Origin of the sequence: Cytobacillus sp. T106 (assembly GCF_040492155.1) — a bacterium.
GTDB classification, from domain to species: Bacteria; Bacillota; Bacilli; order Bacillales; family Cytobacillaceae; genus Bacillus_AB; species Bacillus_AB infantis.
Window position 1 is genome coordinate 132058 of the sequence record NZ_JBEUMK010000005.1, and the last position, 17646, is coordinate 149703.

Below are 17646 nucleotides of genomic sequence, written 5' to 3' on the forward strand. Positions count from 1 at the left end.
AACCGCCTTATTTTATATTCCAATGTATTACCAGAAATACTCTGGAGGGAACCCCGCTATGCCTCCCTCTGCAAAAAACTGCAGGCCATGCGCAGCTGCAGTATACTCAGGAATTCACTATTCCGCGTGTTAGCTGTACAAATTTCATAAGTTCCTTAATAACAAAAAAATCCAGCCTGGCTTCAGGCTGGATTCAAAAATGATTATTTAAAGATCAGGACCTTTCCGACTGTTCCGTCAGCACTTTCTCCTGTAACACGGAACTTCAGCCCTTCCTGAGGCACCTTCCGCCCCACATCTACGAGCCCTGGATTGCTGTAGTCAGCGCTGTCGTCGAATAACGGCGTTTGTTTTGTCTGGTTGTCCTTCAGGCTTAGCCCCTGGTTTAAATACTCTATCAGCATTTTACTTGATTTGTTCAGGCTGAATGCTGCATCATGCATCTGAATGCGGTTGTTGGCAACTGAACCGTCGTTCCACTTCAATGCATGCTGATCTGCATCCACAACGCCGAGATACCCCTCGCCTGGATGAATGCCAGTCCAGTTATCTGTGAATGAATCATCGACATACCATACGACAAGGCCTTTATCATAGCTGATCAGGCTGTCGCCGCGGCGCACATGGGCAAGTCCTGCATCCACTCCATTATGAGATCTCCATTCGAGAAGATAGTAATGGTCTGAATAAAATTTCCCTTGGTCTTTAGTGAATCCTTCCAGCGAAAATGCAGATTCTCCTTCTGCATCATCCTTCAGGACTTCCTTTCCATCGGCTGTTATAAGGATATCGTCTGCATAGAAACCTGGCATTGTGGCAGCAACATCTGTGTAGTAATGGAATTTAACCTCAATTTTCTTTCCTGCAAATGCAGACAGGTCAAAGCTGCCATCCTTCCAGCCATTTGAATTCCCTGTAATCCCAAAGCCCGGATTTTGGTTATTCGGGTCTGTATCTGTTGTAAGATTGCCCTGAATGGATACCCATTCCTCAGTCCCCTGCTCACGGACCTGGACAGAAGCGTAGTCCCAATCTTCTTCAATGTCATACCAGGCCTTGAAGGAAAGCTCAGCCTCCGAAGCGCCGGTAAGATCGATTGAAGCTGTCATTGAGTTATTCAGCTCGTCGCCGCTGCCGCTGAAATACTCATATGAACCGCTCGCTGGTGTATTGACGATATTTTCTTTCTGCGGAAGATCGATTCTGACCGCATCATTATTATTTCCTTTCGTTACAGCCTCATCAAGAAGAACTTCCACACCTTTAGAATTTACATCCTCCGAGGAAATGGTCGCACCAGACAGCCAGTTGCCCCCATGCCAATTCTGAAGCATCAGTTTTGCGTAGGCACTGAATCCTGTAGGCTCTGTTCCAGGAACATCTCCTGCCCAGCTTCCGCTCGACATGATTGACCAGTAGGCTACTGGCTCTCCCTGCCCTGTATATTGTGTGTCATACTCATCAGGCAAGCCGAGGTCATGTCCATATTCGTGAGCAAACACACCCGCTGCCCCGTCCTCAGGTTCAATCGTGTAGTCCCAGGCTCCCAATACGCCGCCCCAGCGGTCGCTGTCGGATTTAGCTCCTTTAACCGCTACCGGGCCTGATCCAAGTTTTGAACGGTGAGACCAGATGGCATCCCCGCCAAGCGATCCTCCGCCTGCTTCTTCTCCAACACCTGCATGGATGACCATAAGATGGTCGATAAGGCCGTCCGGTTCGTTATAAACGCCGTCCCCATCATAATCGTCACGGTCCCACTGATCATACTCAGTCAGGTTCACATTCGGATCCTGAGCCGCTTTATTCAATGCCTCCATTACAAGGCTTCTGGCGGCTTTATCATTACCGTCCGGTGCCGGCACATTCTCGCCGTAATATTTAGCAGGGTGATCGGCTGTATACCAGCCGGCAACCTTTCCATCCACGGTATAGCTTCCGCCGGACTGCTGTTCATAGTACTGCTTCATGGATACGAGGTTCTGGCCTGAAGGCCCTTCATAGCCTTCCTCTCCGAAGATCATATCCTGGAAATGTTCTAAAGGATAATCTTCATAGAACATGTCTGATTCTTCTTTGGTAATCGAGCTGTGCTTATAATCCGAGAACTCGATGGCAAGGACAAGAACTTTATCTTCTCTTGTATCCCCTTCATAATTTTCCTTTTGTACAGGATCAACATGCGCTTTTTTAGCTTGTCCAAGCTTGTTGCCCTTGCCGTTTTTCAAACCGTTTCCTGATTTGCCTTTTTCCTGCTGTTCAGAAACATCCAGCTCTTTTCCTACTTTGCCGGCAGGGACCTTAGCTGCATTCTCTGCTTTGGCCTTCAGGAATTTTTTTAGTGCCTTATCAGCTTCTGAATGGGTAGCATTGTTCGAAATCTTTCCCTGCTTTTTCAAAAGCTCTATTAATCTTTCATCATTGGCGATGCCTAAATCTGCCTGCGCTCCTGCATATGGGCTGGATACAGCATTATAAGCCTGAGCTTTTTGGACTGGTGCAAAGGCACCGGCTGAAAATACGCTCAGCCCCATGGCTGCAGCCAATACAGCAGAAGCAGCTTTCTTTCTTCTTTTCAATGTGATAGCCCCCTCTAATTATTCTGACAAATCTAGAAGTCGAAATTGTCTAATAACGAGTATACTTTTATTTCGAGGCTCGAACAATGAATCATTCGCACTATTATTTATATATTCATATAATTTAAAATACCTAGTTTCCCCTAAAAATATAAGAAATAATTGGATGATTAATAAGTTTCGTTGATTGGTAAATTATTCTAATATTATTCTAAAACCAAAATAAAACTCCCCTGAAAGGAGAGTCTAATGGTTGTTCGCTAATTCAGGGTTCCGGTTCATCGCTGCTATGAGAAGCACGCCGCTTATCAGCAATAAAAAGCTTGTGACATAAAAGACAGACGAAAACCCGAAATATCCGGAAAGGAAGCCGCCAAGAACCGGCCCGATAATATTCCCGAGAAAGCGGAGGCTTGTATTATATCCCAGCACCTCCCCCTGCATGCTGACAGGTGCTTCCTGGCGTATATAGGCAATCCTGACAGGGATGATTCCGCCAATGGCAATGCCCAGGAGGAACCGGATGACCACGAGCTGCCAGATATTCGTTACAAAGGCTCCTGGCAGATAAACGATAGCCGCCATGAACAGCAGAAATACCAGCACTTTCAGATACCCGGACTGATCACCGATCTTCCCCCATTTTCTTGCCATGAGCAGGTTTCCAAGACCAGCGGCTGAGAAGGCAATTCCCGAGAAGAAAGCAATGTTCTCATGGCCGTGAAGCTCATTCACATACAATGATAGTATCGGCTGGATGCTGAAGTGCGCAATCTGAATGAGCATGCTGATAAAGAGTACAGTCAAAAGGACCGGATTTGCCGCTATATGCTTGATGACCTCTTTGCTGGAATAGCTCGTTTTCGAACCCTTTTTGAGGTCAACCTTGAATTCCTTCGTAAAAATAACGAGAACTGCTGAGATAAAAATGGAAATCGAGGTCCACTGAAAGGTTGTCGCGTATCCGAGCGAGTCAGCAAGGACCCCACCGAGCATCGGGCCTAGCAGCGATCCGGTAATGCTTCCTGTCTGCAGGGTGCCGAGGACCCTTCCTGCAATCTGCTGCGGCGTCTGGGTAGAAATGAACGCCTGGGAAAGGGAAATAAAGCCTGTAAACATCCCCATAAACAATCGAAGCATGAAAAGCTGCCATACACTGGTGACATATCCCATCATAAAGATAGAGACAGCCATGCCAAAGCCGGAGATAAGCAGGATTTTTTTTCGCCCGTATTTATCCCCGATCCTTCCCCAAATCGGCGAAAAGAGAAAAGCAGTCACAAAAGTGATTGCAAATGTCCATCCTGACCATTGCTGGACATATTCCTCTGAAAAGTCCCCGAAGGTTTCTATATATAAAGAGATAAATGGCAAAACCATTGTCATGCTGGCTGCCACAAAAAAGTTGGCAAACCACATAATCATTAAATTTCTCTTTGCTGCCTGTTCCTGATTCATCCACTCCACTTCTTTCGTCTTTTGAATATTTCGCTATACTAAATATTATCATACCGAAATAATCTGATATTGGAAACAGATTTTCATATTATTTTCCACAATGCCTGAAAAACAAACAAAAGGCGCTGCAGCTGCAGCGCCCTTTCTGTAACTATATCAGTTCAGCACCCATTTATCTTTAAGGAATAATGAGCGGGAGATGATGAATACAAGGACAATGGAGATAGCCGTACTTGCAAGCGTCAGAAGGATATTCTCCATATTGACACTCCCGTGGAGCAGTTCATTGATCAGCGCATGGATGTTCACAAACGGGATCAGAAAATGTTTCATAGTCAATTCATTGATGCCTACGCCGCTCAGGAATAGAGTCGGCACAATTGCAAGCATCATGATCGGTGAAATATAATTCTGCGCTTCCTTTACCGTCTTCGCAATGATGCTGACGACCATTTGCAGGGCACCCATGAACAAGGCGAACAGCAGGGTGATCACAATTGTCACAGCGATAATCGTGAACGTATTGTCCCCAAACTCCAGGGCAGCCTTGAGTTTTTCGGTCAGGAAAATGGTTTCCAGTACAATTGCGGCTACTGATACAATGCCTGCAATCATGCCGATTGTGGAGATTGCGAGCCATTTGGCAAACAGAAGCTTGATCCTGCTGACCGGTGTCATCAGCAATGCCTCCATTGTCTTTCTGTCTTTCTCTCCTGCAAATAAATCTGAAGCAGCAGGATATGCACCGGATGCGATTGCAATCGTAATGACCATTGGCAGGAAGCCCGCAAGTATTCCGACAGAAGCAGCATTTTCATCTTCATTATTGATTTCAGTTACCTGAACAACGATCGGTTGAGTAACTTGTGGATCCAACCCTGCAGCTGTCAGCCTTTCCGAAACCAGTGTATCGCTGTACGCATTCAAAGCCCCTTCCAGCTGTGACATCACATAAGCAGAGTTCTGGCTGAGAGAGTCACCTTTAATGACTGCGGTACCCGGCTCCCCGCCTTCCGGATTTTCAAAGAATTGGCCGCTGAATTCAATGGCTGCATGAGCCTTCCCATCTTTTACAGCCTTCCCGGGGTTGGCATACTCACTCACCTCAAGGTTAGGAATGCCTGACACAAGCTCCTTAACTTCTTCGCCTGCAGTATCGCTGATGGCTAGGGTATAGGTTTCTGAACCATCATCAGACATCATTTTCTCATAAAATAAGGTAAGGCCCGTCAGCAGAAGGATCGGGAGCAGGACGCTCAAAAGTAATGTCCTCCGGTCCCTCAAGATATCCTTCATTTCTTTTATATAAATATTACGAAGCATAATCGTTCCCCCTCACCAATTTTGATTCAAAAATATAATTCAGATCTGAGCTTCCCTCTTCACGGTATAGATCCTCGAGTCCGCCCTTATAGACCATTTCACCTTTATGAATCATGACTACTGAGTCGCAGAGCATCTTCACTTCCTCCATAATGTGGCTGGAAAAGATGATTGTTTTCCCCTGCCTTTTAAGTGAGCTGACAAGCTGCCTGAATACATTTGAAGAAGTGATATCAAGGCCGGTTGTCGGTTCATCAAACAAAATGATTTCCGGGTCATGGATAAGGGTCCTCGCAATGGCAACCTTTTGCCTCATCCCTTTGGAGAATCCCCCTACCTTCCTGTTCAGATAGTCTTTCATGCCGAACATCACTGCAAGCTCATCGATTCTGACCTTTGTTTCATGGCGTCCAAGGCCGTAAAGAGATGCAAAATACTCAAGATTTTCCCTGGCCGTAAGGCGGTCATATAATCCGGTTTCCCCGCCAAACAGAACGCCCATACGCTTCTTTACCTCATCTGGCTGTTTAACGGTATCAAAGCCGCCGACTGAAACGGCACCCTCTGTCGGCGTGTACAGTGTGGCAATCGTCCTCAGTAGTGTTGTTTTCCCTGCCCCATTTTCTCCGAGGAGGCCAACCACCTGGCCTTCCCTGACTGAAAATGATATATGCTTCAATGCAGTTACATGCACCTTTTTATCTTTGAATCTTTTCGTTACTTCCTTTATCTCGATCATCTTTTTTGCTCCTTTCCTGCTCTCTTTGTAGCTTAATCTTACCTGTCTGATCGCATCACCGCTTCGATTCTGTCGCGAAAATGCCATTTCATGTCGTGAAAAGGATGTTTTCTGTCCAATAGATGGTAAAATAGATACGTAATTTAATTGACGAGAGGCGAAACTATGATAAGAGTGGGATTGGTGGATGACCGGCCGATTGATTTAGACAAGCTGTACGGAGTTATATCCAAGATGGAAGGGACAGAAATTGTGTTTTCAACCACCTCTGCAGAAGAGGCTTATGAAAGGGTCAAAAGGGAAGAAATTGACCTCCTGATTGCCGATATTGAAATGCCTGGCCTTTCAGGATACGAACTGGCCGATATTATCCATACGTATGCCCTCAATATTGCCGTCATTTTCGTGACTGGCACGAGCGGCTACGCGGTCCATGCCTTTGAACTGAATGTCCATGATTATATTATGAAGCCATTCACAAAAGACAGGCTTGAAAAAGCCGTCCTCCGATATATTGAAAAAAACCGGACACCGGAAATTTCCGGCCGGCTGTTTCTCAGGCAAAAAAGCGATATTCATATCATCCAGAAAAAAGATATTATCTTTATTGAGCGTTCCGGCCGATCAACCACCATACATACAAAGCAGGAACAAATTAAAACATACCAAACGCTGAATGAGCTTGAAGGCGAGCTCCGTGAAAGAGATTTTATCCGCTCGCACCGTTCATTCATTATCAATATCCATTATGTAAAGAACTTTTCTTTGTACGCCAAAAACTCCTATGTTGTTTTTTTTGATGGGACAACAGAGAAGGCAATGATTACAAAAGAGAAGATAGATTTTTTGCAGGATCACTATTTTTAACAGGCTATGCCTTTATTTTAGTTGAAAAGGGGAAGATGGATTTTGCGCTCTCAGATAAACAGCTCAGCGCCTGCCCTCCTGTATTCGGTGCTATTATCCGCTGCCGGAGCCGGCTGCTTTATACTCCTGGCACCGCAGTGGAAGCCGTTGATGACAGGTGCATTGGCATTCATGATTTTTTCTGCCATCCTTTTCTTTTCGGTAAAACTGAACTCCTCCAGCTTCCACCCAGCCCTTGGAGCGTTATTTTTGGTTTTTCAGCTGCTAGTCCTTCTGGCTGCAGTCCTGTCCGGCTCAAAGGCTGCTATTGCAGCTGCAGCAGGAGCAGCAGTGCTGGCAGAAACAGCCAGATGGTACAGCGGGAAGATCATTTTATCATCAGGTGCACGCCTCAAAGAAAAGGAGATGGAGGTGCGGCAGCTCAATGATACCTATCTCGCTGTTCGCAAGCAGCGGCATGATTTCCTGAAGCATGTCTCGGCTGTCCAATATATGCTGGATAAAGGGCAATTCAGCGAAGCAAAAGCGTATTTCGGGGGGCTCTTGTCCGGATATGAAGAAGTGAATCTGGCCATCAAAGGGGAAAACGGCCCTGTTGCCGGTGTGCTGCATCATATGCAGAAAAAGGCCTCGGCAGAAGGCATAAGCATCCATTACGACCTGGAGCTTCCCCTGTCTTCTCTCCCCATGAAAGATGAGGATATTGCGGCATTAGCGGGCAATATCCTGTCCAACAGCATTGAGGCTGCAGCTGACTATAAAGCTTCCGGCTTTGATGATGCATACGCAAGGCTCCAGTTTTACAAAAGAAGCGGACTTATGATTTTGACCTGCTCCAATAGTACGCTGCCTGTCCCACAGTCCATCATAGACTCCTTGTTTGAAAGATTCGGCATGTCTACTAAGGAGGGGGACCATGAAGGGCTTGGCACAAAAATCATTAAAGATATTGTCCTTTCCTACAATGGCTTCCTGGATTATACCCATAAAGGACAATCTTTTGAAGTTAAAATAAAGATTCCGCACATCTCCTAGCCTGAACTAAAACGCAAGCTTCTTGATCACCCTTTAGGCATGCAGACTAAGTACGCGGTGTCCTGTGCCAGCGTCTGCATACACCACATCCTTTTTGGGCCTCAAGACGAAGACTTATATTTTAAAAATACCCTAAACATAAAGATATCCCCCCATTCTCACAGTGGGGGGATTCTTTAATATTTATGGCAGCAGGCCAGCGCCTTCCCGCCACATTTTTTATTGGACAAAGTGAATCCGGCCACTTGAAAGCCATTTTTTTGAAGCAGACGGACTCCCATATTCCGCTCCAGCGGGGAGGCGCAGATAAGATGGATCTTTCTTGCAGGGATATCGTCAAGATTTCGGACAATATAAGGGACAGGAAGATTTACAGCACCCGGAATCCGTTCTTCATAGCCCTCATTGTAATCCCTGATATCAAGGATCACATGGTCCCCGGGGATTTCATCCACCCTGCGGCACGGCACCTTGAGGACTGGAATATAACGATTATAGAAAGGAACCGCTAGCAAAAACAAGAAAACGATCAGCATATATATCATCTTTTTTGTACCTCACTGAAGTTGGTGATATTCCCCTTAGTTTCACATTAGATTGGTGTATCGGCACTTCGATCATATACGCCTTCAGGTATAAAATCAACTCAAATGTCTGCAGCTGCCTGTACTTTTTTCTTCATGAAAAAAGCCGGTTCAGCCCGGCTTTTTCAGATGATCTTAAGATCTGTTTTTTTACACTTCAAATGCCTGTTCCAGGCTCAGCCGGCATTTTGCCCGGAGGCCGGAAAACAGTTTGCACATTCCTTTTACGCTGCCATGCTGCGGCAGATTTCAGCACATTTTAAGCAGGCATCTGCGCATCTCTGGCAATGCTCATGATCGTGCTTTTTGCACTCTTCTCCGCATGCCTCGCAAATATCAGCGCAGACAGCGCAGATCTGTTTTGCAAATGGGCTGTCAGATTGCATTGCCTTAGCCGCAAACGCGCAAAAATCGGCACACTCCCTGTCAAGCCTGATGCAGCGGGCCATCATCTTTACATCCTCTTCCTTCAGACAGGCATCAAAGCACATATTGCATGCATCCATACATTCAAGACAGGCCTGTATACATTCTTCATAAACTGAGTTTTCCAATTGAATCCCTCCATTCTCTTTTCTACTCTGTTACCACTTTAAAAAGAAATAAAACAAACAGGCAGCCAAATTCCGGCTGCCTGGATGTTATCAGCGTCTGTCCAGTTCTTCCTCGGATAAGATGCCCATGCTCTTTACATGCGCCCTTGCTTCTTCATCTCCAAGCTGGTAGATCAGTGCATATGCCTGTTCAATCGTGGCATCATATTCATCATTCTGAGGATCTTTATGATATTCAAGGAAAGGAATATGTGAGCGTACGAATGTTTTTAAATCCGCATCATAGTTGATATTTAAATATTTTGCCAGCTGGTGGATTTCCTCATCATCTGCAAAGACCCTGAATTGCCAGTCCTCTCCTTCTGCTTTTCCCGGATGGATTTGGCCATTCTCGATATCAATATAATAATCTTTCTTCTCTTCCATCATCTCAACTCCTGGCTTTTTTTATGCCTTTACCACACAGTAAGCTATGGCTAAACCAGAGTTGCCCATTCCCGTCAGCAGCTGCGCCGCTTCAATAACCTTTTATACACATAAGCTGCCCCATTTAATACAGGTTCGGGGAACCTTTTTGGAAACAATGGCTTGAAATAGAACTTGCAGAAAAAATATTTCAGGTCTTCCCATTGCCTGCAGAAGCTGGCCTGCCTGAATCTTGCCACATCAATCAGCATGATTTCCCCAGCTGACGTTTTAAATAAATTCCTGAGGTGGATGTCAGAAGGATTCAGCCCTTTAGCACGGGCAAGCTCCAGCGCTGCATCCACTCTTGCAATATCGTCCGGTGTGATTTTGGTTCCGTTTGTAAGGCATTCAAAAAAGGTTTGACCTTCAATATAGTCAATGACAATATAGTTATCCCCTTTTTCATGCAGGCGCGGATAAAATACGCCTCCTTCGAGCTGCCCATAAATCTCAGCCTCTTCCAGGGCAATGTGGCTGAAAGCAGGGGCAAATACCTTGAGTGCCTTTTCTGTCCCGGCAATCTTGAAAACAGCTGCACTTCTGCCCGTTCCAGCATGAAGGAGGGCTTCGTCTTTTTGTATATATCTGATTGGATTTTCGGCAATAAGGACGCTTTCAGCGAGCCTTTTATACTTTTTCTGCGGCATAGAAGTTCCTCCTCCTGTTTTACAGACTCTGCAAAATGGCAGAGCCTGCCCCCTCCTAGTAAAGATGTATTCCCGAACTTCTCTCAATAGTCTAGCTGATACTAATAACCAGACAGCATCCTTCAAACGACAAAAAAGGCATCATGACCTTTTGCCTGGTCATAATGCCTCAATAATCAAAAGAGACCCATACCAAACAAACGTGGTAAAGGTCTCGCAAACAATTAAAGATTGCCAGCATAGCCGGGGCTATTGCCCGTATTGACGACTGTGCTTATCTGCTACTCCCCTTTTAAAAAAGGAAATCAATTTATATAGACTTATTTTACAAAAGAAGGCTGTTTAAGTCAAACAGCCTCCACAAGCCATCTATTAATGGCAATGCGGGCAGTGCTTACGATTCAGCCAGTGGGGCATGAAGCCTTCTTCTTTCATTTTTTCGTGCCTTTTTTCCAGATGCTTCACCATTTCCTGTGCCTGGTCAGCAGTGATTGCCCCAAAGTCTGCATATTTCATGATGACCTTTTTCCTCGCCTCCAGGACATCTGCCTGAAGAGCCTCAATTTCCTTTACCTGCTCCTCTGTCAGCTGTTTGCGCTGTCCGCTGTCCGTACCTTCTGCCTGTACCATTCCAGCAGCCTGCCCAAGAAAAAGTGCGCAGAGTAGCATGATGCTAAGCTTTTTTAACATGTTCTTCACTCCTTTTTATGTTTGGATATATTTTTACCTCTAATAAACAAATCCATGAATGGAAAAAATTAGAGTGAATCTTTCATTCCCTTATCTTTTTGTAAAGATTATGTAAAGGTACTTAAATTCCATTCAGATATTGTTATACTACCGTTATCGGAATCCGATATTGAACTTCGATATAACGATAGGGGGCTGGGAAGTGGAAGATAAAATTCTGCGCAAATTATTCTTGGGCTTTATCCAGATCCACATCCTCCACCATGCATTGGAAGAACCGATCTATGGAGCATGGATGCTGGAAGAGCTGAAAGAGCATGGCTACTCGATAAGCTCTGGCACATTGTATCCCATTCTTCACGGGATGGAATCAGATGGCCTGCTTATGAAGGAAAACCGGAATGTGGATGGTAAAATCCGGAAGTACTATACGGCTACTCCAAAAGGGCAGACGGTTTTGGAAGAAGCCAGGAAAAAGGCTTATGAGCTTTTTAAAGAAATCAAAGATTGATTAACGGAAGGAGAGACGAAAAGATGAATACAGAAAGTAAATATACCATTCATACTTTTATTGAGATACTGCTAGTTTCGGCCAAGCTTGGCCTGACATCATTTGGCGGTCCTATTGCCCACTTGGGCTATTTTCATGAAGAGTATGTAAGACGGCGGAAGTGGATGGATGAGCAAAGCTATGCTGATCTTGTAGCTCTTTGCCAGTTCCTGCCCGGCCCTGCAAGCAGCCAGGTAGGCATGGGAATCGGCTTTGCCAGAGGTGGCCTGATTGGCGGTTTTCTTGCCTTCTTAGGCTTTACCCTCCCTTCCGTTGTAGCGCTGATTCTTTTTGCACTTCTCATGGATGGCCTGGACGCAGCCAATTCCGGGTGGATCCATGGTTTGAAAATTGTAGCCACTGCTGTGGTGGCGCATGCCATCATGGGAATGGCGTCAAAGCTTGCACCTGATCTGAAAAGGAAGGCCATCGTCCTTCTTGCCCTGACAGCAGCCCTTTTGTGGCAAACTGCCATTTCGCAGATTTCGATTATCTTAGCCGCGGGAATTGCCGGTTTTGTCCTTTATAGAAACCACTCACAGGAAAAAAAGGCACCAATGCCATTTCCGATTTCAAAAAAGACAGGCGCAGCGGCACTGGCATTATTTTTCGGCCTGCTCATCATCCTTCCGGTTCTTCGGGAAGCCACTTCCTTAAACTGGATTGCGATGTTTGACAGCTTTTACCGCTCCGGTTCACTCGTATTTGGCGGCGGTCATGTTGTACTTCCCCTCCTTGAACGGGAGTTTGTGCCGGGCGGCTGGCTGACAGAAGAAGCCTTTCTTGCCGGATATGGCGCTGCCCAGGCGGTGCCGGGCCCGCTCTTCACCTTTGCTTCCTATATCGGAGCCGTAATCAGCGGCTGGCAGGGGGGTCTCCTGGCGACTGCCGCTATATTCCTCCCCGCCTTTTTATTGATTGCCGGCGCGCTGCCATTCTGGGCCAGACTGCGCAGCAACCCAAAGGCTGCCAGTGTCTTGATGGGGGTCAATGCAGCAGTGGTAGGCATTCTGATTGCTGCCTTTTACAATCCAATCTGGACAAGCTCCATCCTGGCGCCGGCAGACTTCGCATTCGCAAGCATCCTTTTTGCCATGCTTGCCTACTGGAAGCTGCCTCCATGGATCGTCGTACTAACCGGGGCAGCCGGCGGTGCTTTATTAGGGCTTCTCTAGATGGAATACTTCAGTTGAACAGAAAAAAAAGAGGCAGCGGGGGATTCCCGCTGCCTCTTCAGTCTGCTTATTCAGCAGCTGCTGTTTTCTTTTTTCCTCTTCTCTTCAGCTTCATTAAGCTCTCATACACAATAGGCACAATCAGCAATGTGAGAAGCGTGGAGCTTGTGAGTCCGCCTATTACGGTTACTCCCAGTCCTTTGGAAATCAGGCCGCTTCCTTCAAGTCCTACAGCCAGCGGCGCCAATGCACCGATGGTTGCGATGGCTGTCATCAGGATTGGACGAAGCCTTGTACCGGCTGCTTCCAGAAGCGCTTCCCGTGTCGGCAGGCCTTCCTGTTCCTTATGGATGACGCGGTCAATCAGAACGATTGCATTGGTCACGACAATCCCGATCAGCATCAATGCCCCGATCATGGCAGATACGCTCAAGGTCTCCCCTGCAATCAATAGCCCGACAAGAGCACCGATGATCGTGAACGGCAGTGAGAACAGGATGGCAAATGGAGCAAGCCCTCCGCCAAAAGTAATGACCAGAACGAGATATACAATCGCGATGGCAGCAAGCATCGCAAGCCCAAGCTGTGTAAAGGATTCATTGATATCCTCCGTTACACCGCCCATTGAAATTTCAACATTAGAAGGCAGCTCAAGCTTATCAGCTTCCGCATTCACATCTGCAGAAACTTTTGCAACATCCTTCGATGTAATCTCTCCGCTGACATTCGCGTAAATCCGGCCGTCCTGCCTTGTAATCGTATCGGAAGTCGTACCTTCCTGAATTTCGACCACATCTTTAATCGGAACCTCAATTCCCAGTGGAGACTGAACCGTCTGGTCTGTAAGGTCATCGATATCCTGGTAAGATTCTGCTTCCATTTCAACATATACGTTGACTTCTTCGTTATCATAATCAACCGTCGTCAGCACCTGGCGCTGGCCTGTGTTGGAAAGGCCCATTCCGATCTGTGCTGCAGACAGCCCCAGGCTGCTCAATTTCTCCTGGTCAGCTACGAGCGTGTATTCGTCATACGTATCTGAGATGCTTGTTTTAACATTTGTCAAAGAATCATTGTCTTTAAAGATGCCTTCAAGTTCGGAGATGACCGGCTCAATATCATCCATGCTCTCTCCGTATACCTGCATGGAAAGCGAACTGCTTGAACCCATTCCGGAGAAGTCCTGGCTTCCCCATTCCCCTTTATCAGCCAAACCTTTCAGCTCTTCAATCACATCTTCTTTTTCTTTATCAAAATTCTCTTTGCTATCCTCATATTCTACAAAGAACATAGCGGAATTGGACTGGCCGGGGTTCATCGGATTTTCTCCGCCCACAGAGAACTGCAGGTTTTTCACTCCGTCTCTGTCGAGAAGCATCTCTTCTGCGCGGCCGGCAATTTCCTCTACCTCTTCAAGTGTCTGGCCCGGCTCTGGTTTGTATGTGGCAATCACCATTTTCTGCTCATCGGCAGGCAGGAAAGAGACGCCGATTACTGGTACAAGGAACAAGCTTCCGACCAGCATCAGTACGGCAATCCCCGAGGTGATGATTTTGTGGTTCAATGCCCAGTTAAGGACCTTCCGGTAGCCTGAAGCAAGCTTGCCGGGCTTTTCTTCATCCTGATGCTGATGCTTGGCCGGCAATCCGTTCTTAAAGAACGTATGGGCCATCATCGGCACAATCGTAATCGCTACAAGCAGCGATGCAAGCAGGGCAAATACCACGGTAAGAGCAAACGGAAGGAACAGTTCCCCAACCGTGCCTTTAACCAGTCCAAGCGGGAGGAATACCGCAATGGTGACAATGGTCGAAGACAGGATCGGCATAAACATTTCCTTTGTTGCCGAAACAATCAGTTCCCGTCCTGACAGTTCTTCACCTTTAAGGCTCATGCGGCGGAAAATATTTTCGATGACGACAATTGAATCATCGATTACACGGCCGATGGCCACAGTCATGGCACCCAATGTCATAATGTTCAGCGTGATATCCATCTGCTTCAGCAGAAGTATCGCAATAAGCAGCGATAATGGGATTGAAATGACCGATATGATCGTCGTCCTGAAATTGCGCAGGAACAGAAGAATGATGATCATCGCAAAAATTGCCCCAAATACAGCTTTGCTCAGCATCGTCTCTACAGATTCTTCGATCGGCTCTCCCTGGTCAAAGATTGGCGTTACCTTCAAGCCATCAATGTCTTTTTCAAGCTCTGAAAGCTGTGCCTTTACATCATTGACAACTTCAACCGTATTGGCATCGGCGGCTTTAACAATCTGTACGCCGATTGATGTTTCTCCATTAGTCCTTGAAATCGATTCGGCTTTGCCGACCACTTCAATAGTGGCGATATCCTGAAGCTCAACAGTCGGAATTCCCGCAGCTGCACCAGCCTGGCCAGCGCCCTGCTGTGCACCTGCACCAGGGGCAGCACCCTGCTGCTGTCCTGCAGCCTGCTGGCCGCTTTCAGCCGGAGCACCCTGGGCCTGCTGGCCGGCTCCCTGCGGAACAGCTGGAATCTTCAGCTGTTTTAAGTCATCTATTGTAGCGATATTTCCATCAATAACAACCGATTTTTCAGTGTTTTCAAATGTATACAATCCGAGCGGGAAAGAAACATCAGAACCTTTGATGATGTTCTTGACTGTTTCTTCATCAAGCCCAAATTCAGCCATCTTTTCCTGGTCAAAGGTGAGCTGTGCTTCCTGAAGCTGCTGGCCGGATATCTGGACAGAAGAAACTCCTTCTATCCCCTCAATCGCAGGCACAATCTGGTCTTCAGCCGTTTTAGTCAGCTCAGGCAGAGATTTTTTCTCATCAGAGATGCTCAGGGACATGATTGGGAATGCATCAAGGCTGAGGCGGGAAACACCGGGCTCCTGGGCACCGTCTGGAAATTCAATGCTGTCCAGCGCTTCCTTCACTTCATCCTGTGCTTTATCCATATCTTTGTCAAAATTGTATTGTATCTGAACCGATGAAGCGTTCTGGAAGGAAGAAGAGCTTACCACTGATACTCCTTCAAGGTTTTGGACCCTCTTTTCAATCGGTTCTGAAATTTCATCTGCCACCTGTTCCGGAGTGGCACCCGGGTAGACCGTCATCACCGAAACAAGCGGGGTCGAAATGCTCGGGATGGTTTCCATTTTCATGTTCAGCCCGGAATACAAGCCTGCTGCCGTAATAATAATTGTCAGAAGCCAGACAGCAAATTTGTTCTTCAGGGAAAACTGGATAATGCTTTTCATACTTCCTCTCCTTGCTATAATTGATTTAATTGACTTTTTGTATTATGATGTGACTGACTGGTCACTACAGTGCCTAGCATAACTGACTGACCGGTCATGCGTCAAGTTTTACCACAGGTTTAAAATGTGGCGATATTGTGACTGGCAGCAGAACGCTGCAGTATCTATAAATGGCTTTAAGAGACCCAGACAGGGAGGTTCTGATCAATTGAAGGAAAAAGAAAAACTGATACTTGATTCCGCTAAGAAACTATTTGCAAAAAAGGGCTTCAGCTCAACCTCCATCCAGGAAATCGTCAATGACACAGGCATGTCAAAGGGAGCCTTCTATCTTTATTTCAAATCAAAGGAAGAACTCCTTCATGCTATTTTCGACAATAGCTTCGATGAATTGCATGCAGAAATTTTTGTATATGAAAACAGGGAACTGGAGCCCCGCGAAAAATTCATCAGCCAGCTGGGTTCCCTTTTCAATACATTTGCCACTCATAAAGACTTTATGATCATGCTTACCCGGGAGCAGGCGCTGCCAAGGGATGAAGCACTAAAGGAACTTATATTTGCACGGATCATAGAGGTGCATCAATTTTACAGAAATGGCCTGTCTTCCATCTATGGTGAAAAAATCACTCCATATCTTTGGGACCTCTCCATGATGATCGAAGGTATGTTCCACCCGTTCTTTAAAATTCTTATGCACGATCCTGAAAACTTTAAAGCAGATGGGGTTGCTGAATATATCATGCGAAGGATGGACAGCATTGTCGGCGGCATCCTCGAGGAAGAGCCGATCATCTCTGAGGAAAAAAATGCAGCTCTGCTGGAAGCAGCAAAAAAAATGCTTGCCGGGCACAAGGGTAATTTAACTTCGGCGGTGAAAAGCATGAAAAAGGAAGCGTTGTCAGGAAGGCATAAAGAAGATCTGGCAGTGTCCATGGAAGTGCTGGAAGCGGAAATATTGAGCAGCAGCCCAAGGGTTCCAGTCATTCAGGGCATGCTGTCCAACTTCAAGGGAATCCAGGAATTTGATTCCTATATTTCTGTGATTGCAGCGCATTTCCATATAAACTTGTGATGGATTGGGAGGGATGTGTAAGAGCATTGACTCACCCCCCGAAAAGGCTTCATAAAAAAAAGGCAGGAGAATGCATCAATGACGCATTTTCCTGCCTTTATACCCTTTCTTTATCTTTCTCGTAAACGGACTCCTGGAATTCCTTCCATTGCCTCAGCTGTTCAGAATACATACCAAACTCTTTTTTATTCCTGCAGTCCAGGGACTGATTGACTTTATAGCTCAAATGGTTCATCTTTAATGCCAGGTCAAAGAAAGAGCATATCTTTCCGGTTAAATAATAATCTTCTAAGTCAGATATAGACATATATACTTGCCGCTCTCCGTTAATATTGATTAAAAAGAACCATCCCAGAAGGTCAACATACTTTTTCTCACACGTTATGGCCAGAACATCGCCCTTTTTCAAATCGAGCGGTCCAGGCGCCTTAGCCGCACAGCATGCCCTGCAGACAGGATATTCATGCCTGAAAGCTTCCAATACCGCAAACTGATGATTCATATCAGTCCCTCCTATCAAAAATTTTAAGATATGTATTAAAGCGGGACTGCAGAGGGGGTTTGGCAGGTCAGTCCCGCTTTAAGTGATATTGATTATCAATATCACTAAGTTTATTATAATTGATATTGATTCTCAATGTCAATTTGAAAA

16 protein-coding genes are annotated in these 17646 nt (G+C 46.1%); 5 read left to right on the plus strand and 11 right to left on the minus strand.

The genetic code is table 11. The annotated features are described in order from the left end of the window. Positions 1–203 precede the first annotated feature (203 nt). The 4 genes from ABU165_RS12180 to ABU165_RS12195 form a co-directional block, all read right to left on the minus strand. Positions 204–2534: an immune inhibitor A domain-containing protein gene (locus tag ABU165_RS12180; RefSeq protein WP_165352675.1), complete on the minus strand. Its 2331-nt coding sequence runs from the start codon at positions 2532–2534 to the stop codon at positions 204–206. 291 nt (positions 2535–2825) lie between these two features. Further along, positions 2826–4037: an MFS transporter gene (locus tag ABU165_RS12185; protein ID WP_306009404.1), complete on the minus strand. Its 1212-nt coding sequence runs from the start codon at positions 4035–4037 to the stop codon at positions 2826–2828. Between the two features lie 156 nt (positions 4038–4193). Beyond that, positions 4194–5360: an ABC transporter permease gene (locus ABU165_RS12190; RefSeq protein WP_009795099.1), complete on the minus strand. Its 1167-nt coding sequence runs from the start codon at positions 5358–5360 to the stop codon at positions 4194–4196. Then, positions 5350–6099 (minus strand): ATP-binding cassette domain-containing protein, encoded by a 750-nt coding sequence (locus tag ABU165_RS12195; RefSeq protein ID WP_022543542.1) that lies wholly within the window; start codon positions 6097–6099, stop codon positions 5350–5352. The genes ABU165_RS12190 and ABU165_RS12195 overlap by 11 nt, the downstream gene beginning before the upstream one ends. 165 nt (positions 6100–6264) lie before the next feature. Here ABU165_RS12195 and ABU165_RS12200 point away from each other — a divergent pair, with 165 nt between their 5' ends. Beyond that, positions 6265–6966 (plus strand): LytR/AlgR family response regulator transcription factor, encoded by a 702-nt coding sequence (locus tag ABU165_RS12200; protein ID WP_009795097.1) that lies wholly within the window; start codon positions 6265–6267, stop codon positions 6964–6966. A gap of 42 nt (positions 6967–7008) precedes the next feature. Next, positions 7009–8001 carry a sensor histidine kinase gene (locus tag ABU165_RS12205; RefSeq protein WP_022543541.1) on the plus strand — a complete coding sequence of 331 codons (993 nt, stop codon included), beginning with the start codon at positions 7009–7011 and terminating at the stop codon, positions 7999–8001. Positions 8002–8177: 176 nt separating this feature from the next. Here the strand turns inward: ABU165_RS12205 and ABU165_RS12210 are convergent, their stop codons facing one another. The 5 genes from ABU165_RS12210 to ABU165_RS12230 form a co-directional block, all read right to left on the minus strand. Then, complete coding sequence (locus tag ABU165_RS12210) at positions 8178–8546, minus strand: rhodanese-like domain-containing protein (RefSeq protein WP_009795094.1); 369 nt, start codon at positions 8544–8546, stop codon at positions 8178–8180. Positions 8547–8809: 263 nt separating this feature from the next. Next, the gene (locus tag ABU165_RS12215; protein ID WP_009795092.1) at positions 8810–9139 is read right to left on the minus strand and encodes a four-helix bundle copper-binding protein; all 330 of its coding nucleotides are present in this window, start codon (positions 9137–9139) and stop codon (positions 8810–8812) included. 90 nt (positions 9140–9229) lie between these two features. Continuing rightward, positions 9230–9565, minus strand: a complete 336-nt coding sequence (locus ABU165_RS12220) for a hydrolase (protein ID WP_336993360.1) — start codon at positions 9563–9565, stop codon at positions 9230–9232. A 74-nt stretch (positions 9566–9639) separates the two neighbouring features. Further along, positions 9640–10254: a serine/threonine protein kinase gene (locus tag ABU165_RS12225; protein WP_009795090.1), complete on the minus strand. Its 615-nt coding sequence runs from the start codon at positions 10252–10254 to the stop codon at positions 9640–9642. 372 nt (positions 10255–10626) lie between these two features. Continuing rightward, positions 10627–10944, minus strand: a complete 318-nt coding sequence (locus ABU165_RS12230; RefSeq protein WP_306009405.1) for a YckD family protein — start codon at positions 10942–10944, stop codon at positions 10627–10629. Positions 10945–11146: 202 nt separating this feature from the next. Between ABU165_RS12230 and ABU165_RS12235 the strand changes: the two genes are divergently transcribed. Both ABU165_RS12235 and ABU165_RS12240 read left to right on the plus strand, forming a co-directional pair. Continuing rightward, positions 11147–11455, plus strand: a complete 309-nt coding sequence (locus tag ABU165_RS12235; RefSeq protein ID WP_009795088.1) for a PadR family transcriptional regulator — start codon at positions 11147–11149, stop codon at positions 11453–11455. A 23-nt stretch (positions 11456–11478) separates the two neighbouring features. After that, the gene (locus tag ABU165_RS12240; RefSeq protein WP_094768341.1) at positions 11479–12669 is read left to right on the plus strand and encodes a chromate transporter; all 1191 of its coding nucleotides are present in this window, start codon (positions 11479–11481) and stop codon (positions 12667–12669) included. 67 nt (positions 12670–12736) lie between these two features. On the opposite strand, the gene ABU165_RS12245 is transcribed toward ABU165_RS12240, so the two are convergent. Further along, entirely contained in the window at positions 12737–15919 is a 3183-nt protein-coding gene (locus ABU165_RS12245) for an efflux RND transporter permease subunit (protein WP_101551045.1), read from the minus strand. A gap of 208 nt (positions 15920–16127) precedes the next feature. On the opposite strand from ABU165_RS12245, the gene ABU165_RS12250 reads away from it, so the two are divergent. Beyond that, positions 16128–16994: a TetR/AcrR family transcriptional regulator gene (locus ABU165_RS12250; RefSeq protein WP_101551047.1), complete on the plus strand. Its 867-nt coding sequence runs from the start codon at positions 16128–16130 to the stop codon at positions 16992–16994. Positions 16995–17091: 97 nt separating this feature from the next. On the opposite strand, the gene ABU165_RS12255 is transcribed toward ABU165_RS12250, so the two are convergent. Then, positions 17092–17496, minus strand: a complete 405-nt coding sequence (locus tag ABU165_RS12255; RefSeq protein WP_009795084.1) for a hypothetical protein — start codon at positions 17494–17496, stop codon at positions 17092–17094. Positions 17497–17646 lie beyond the last annotated feature (150 nt).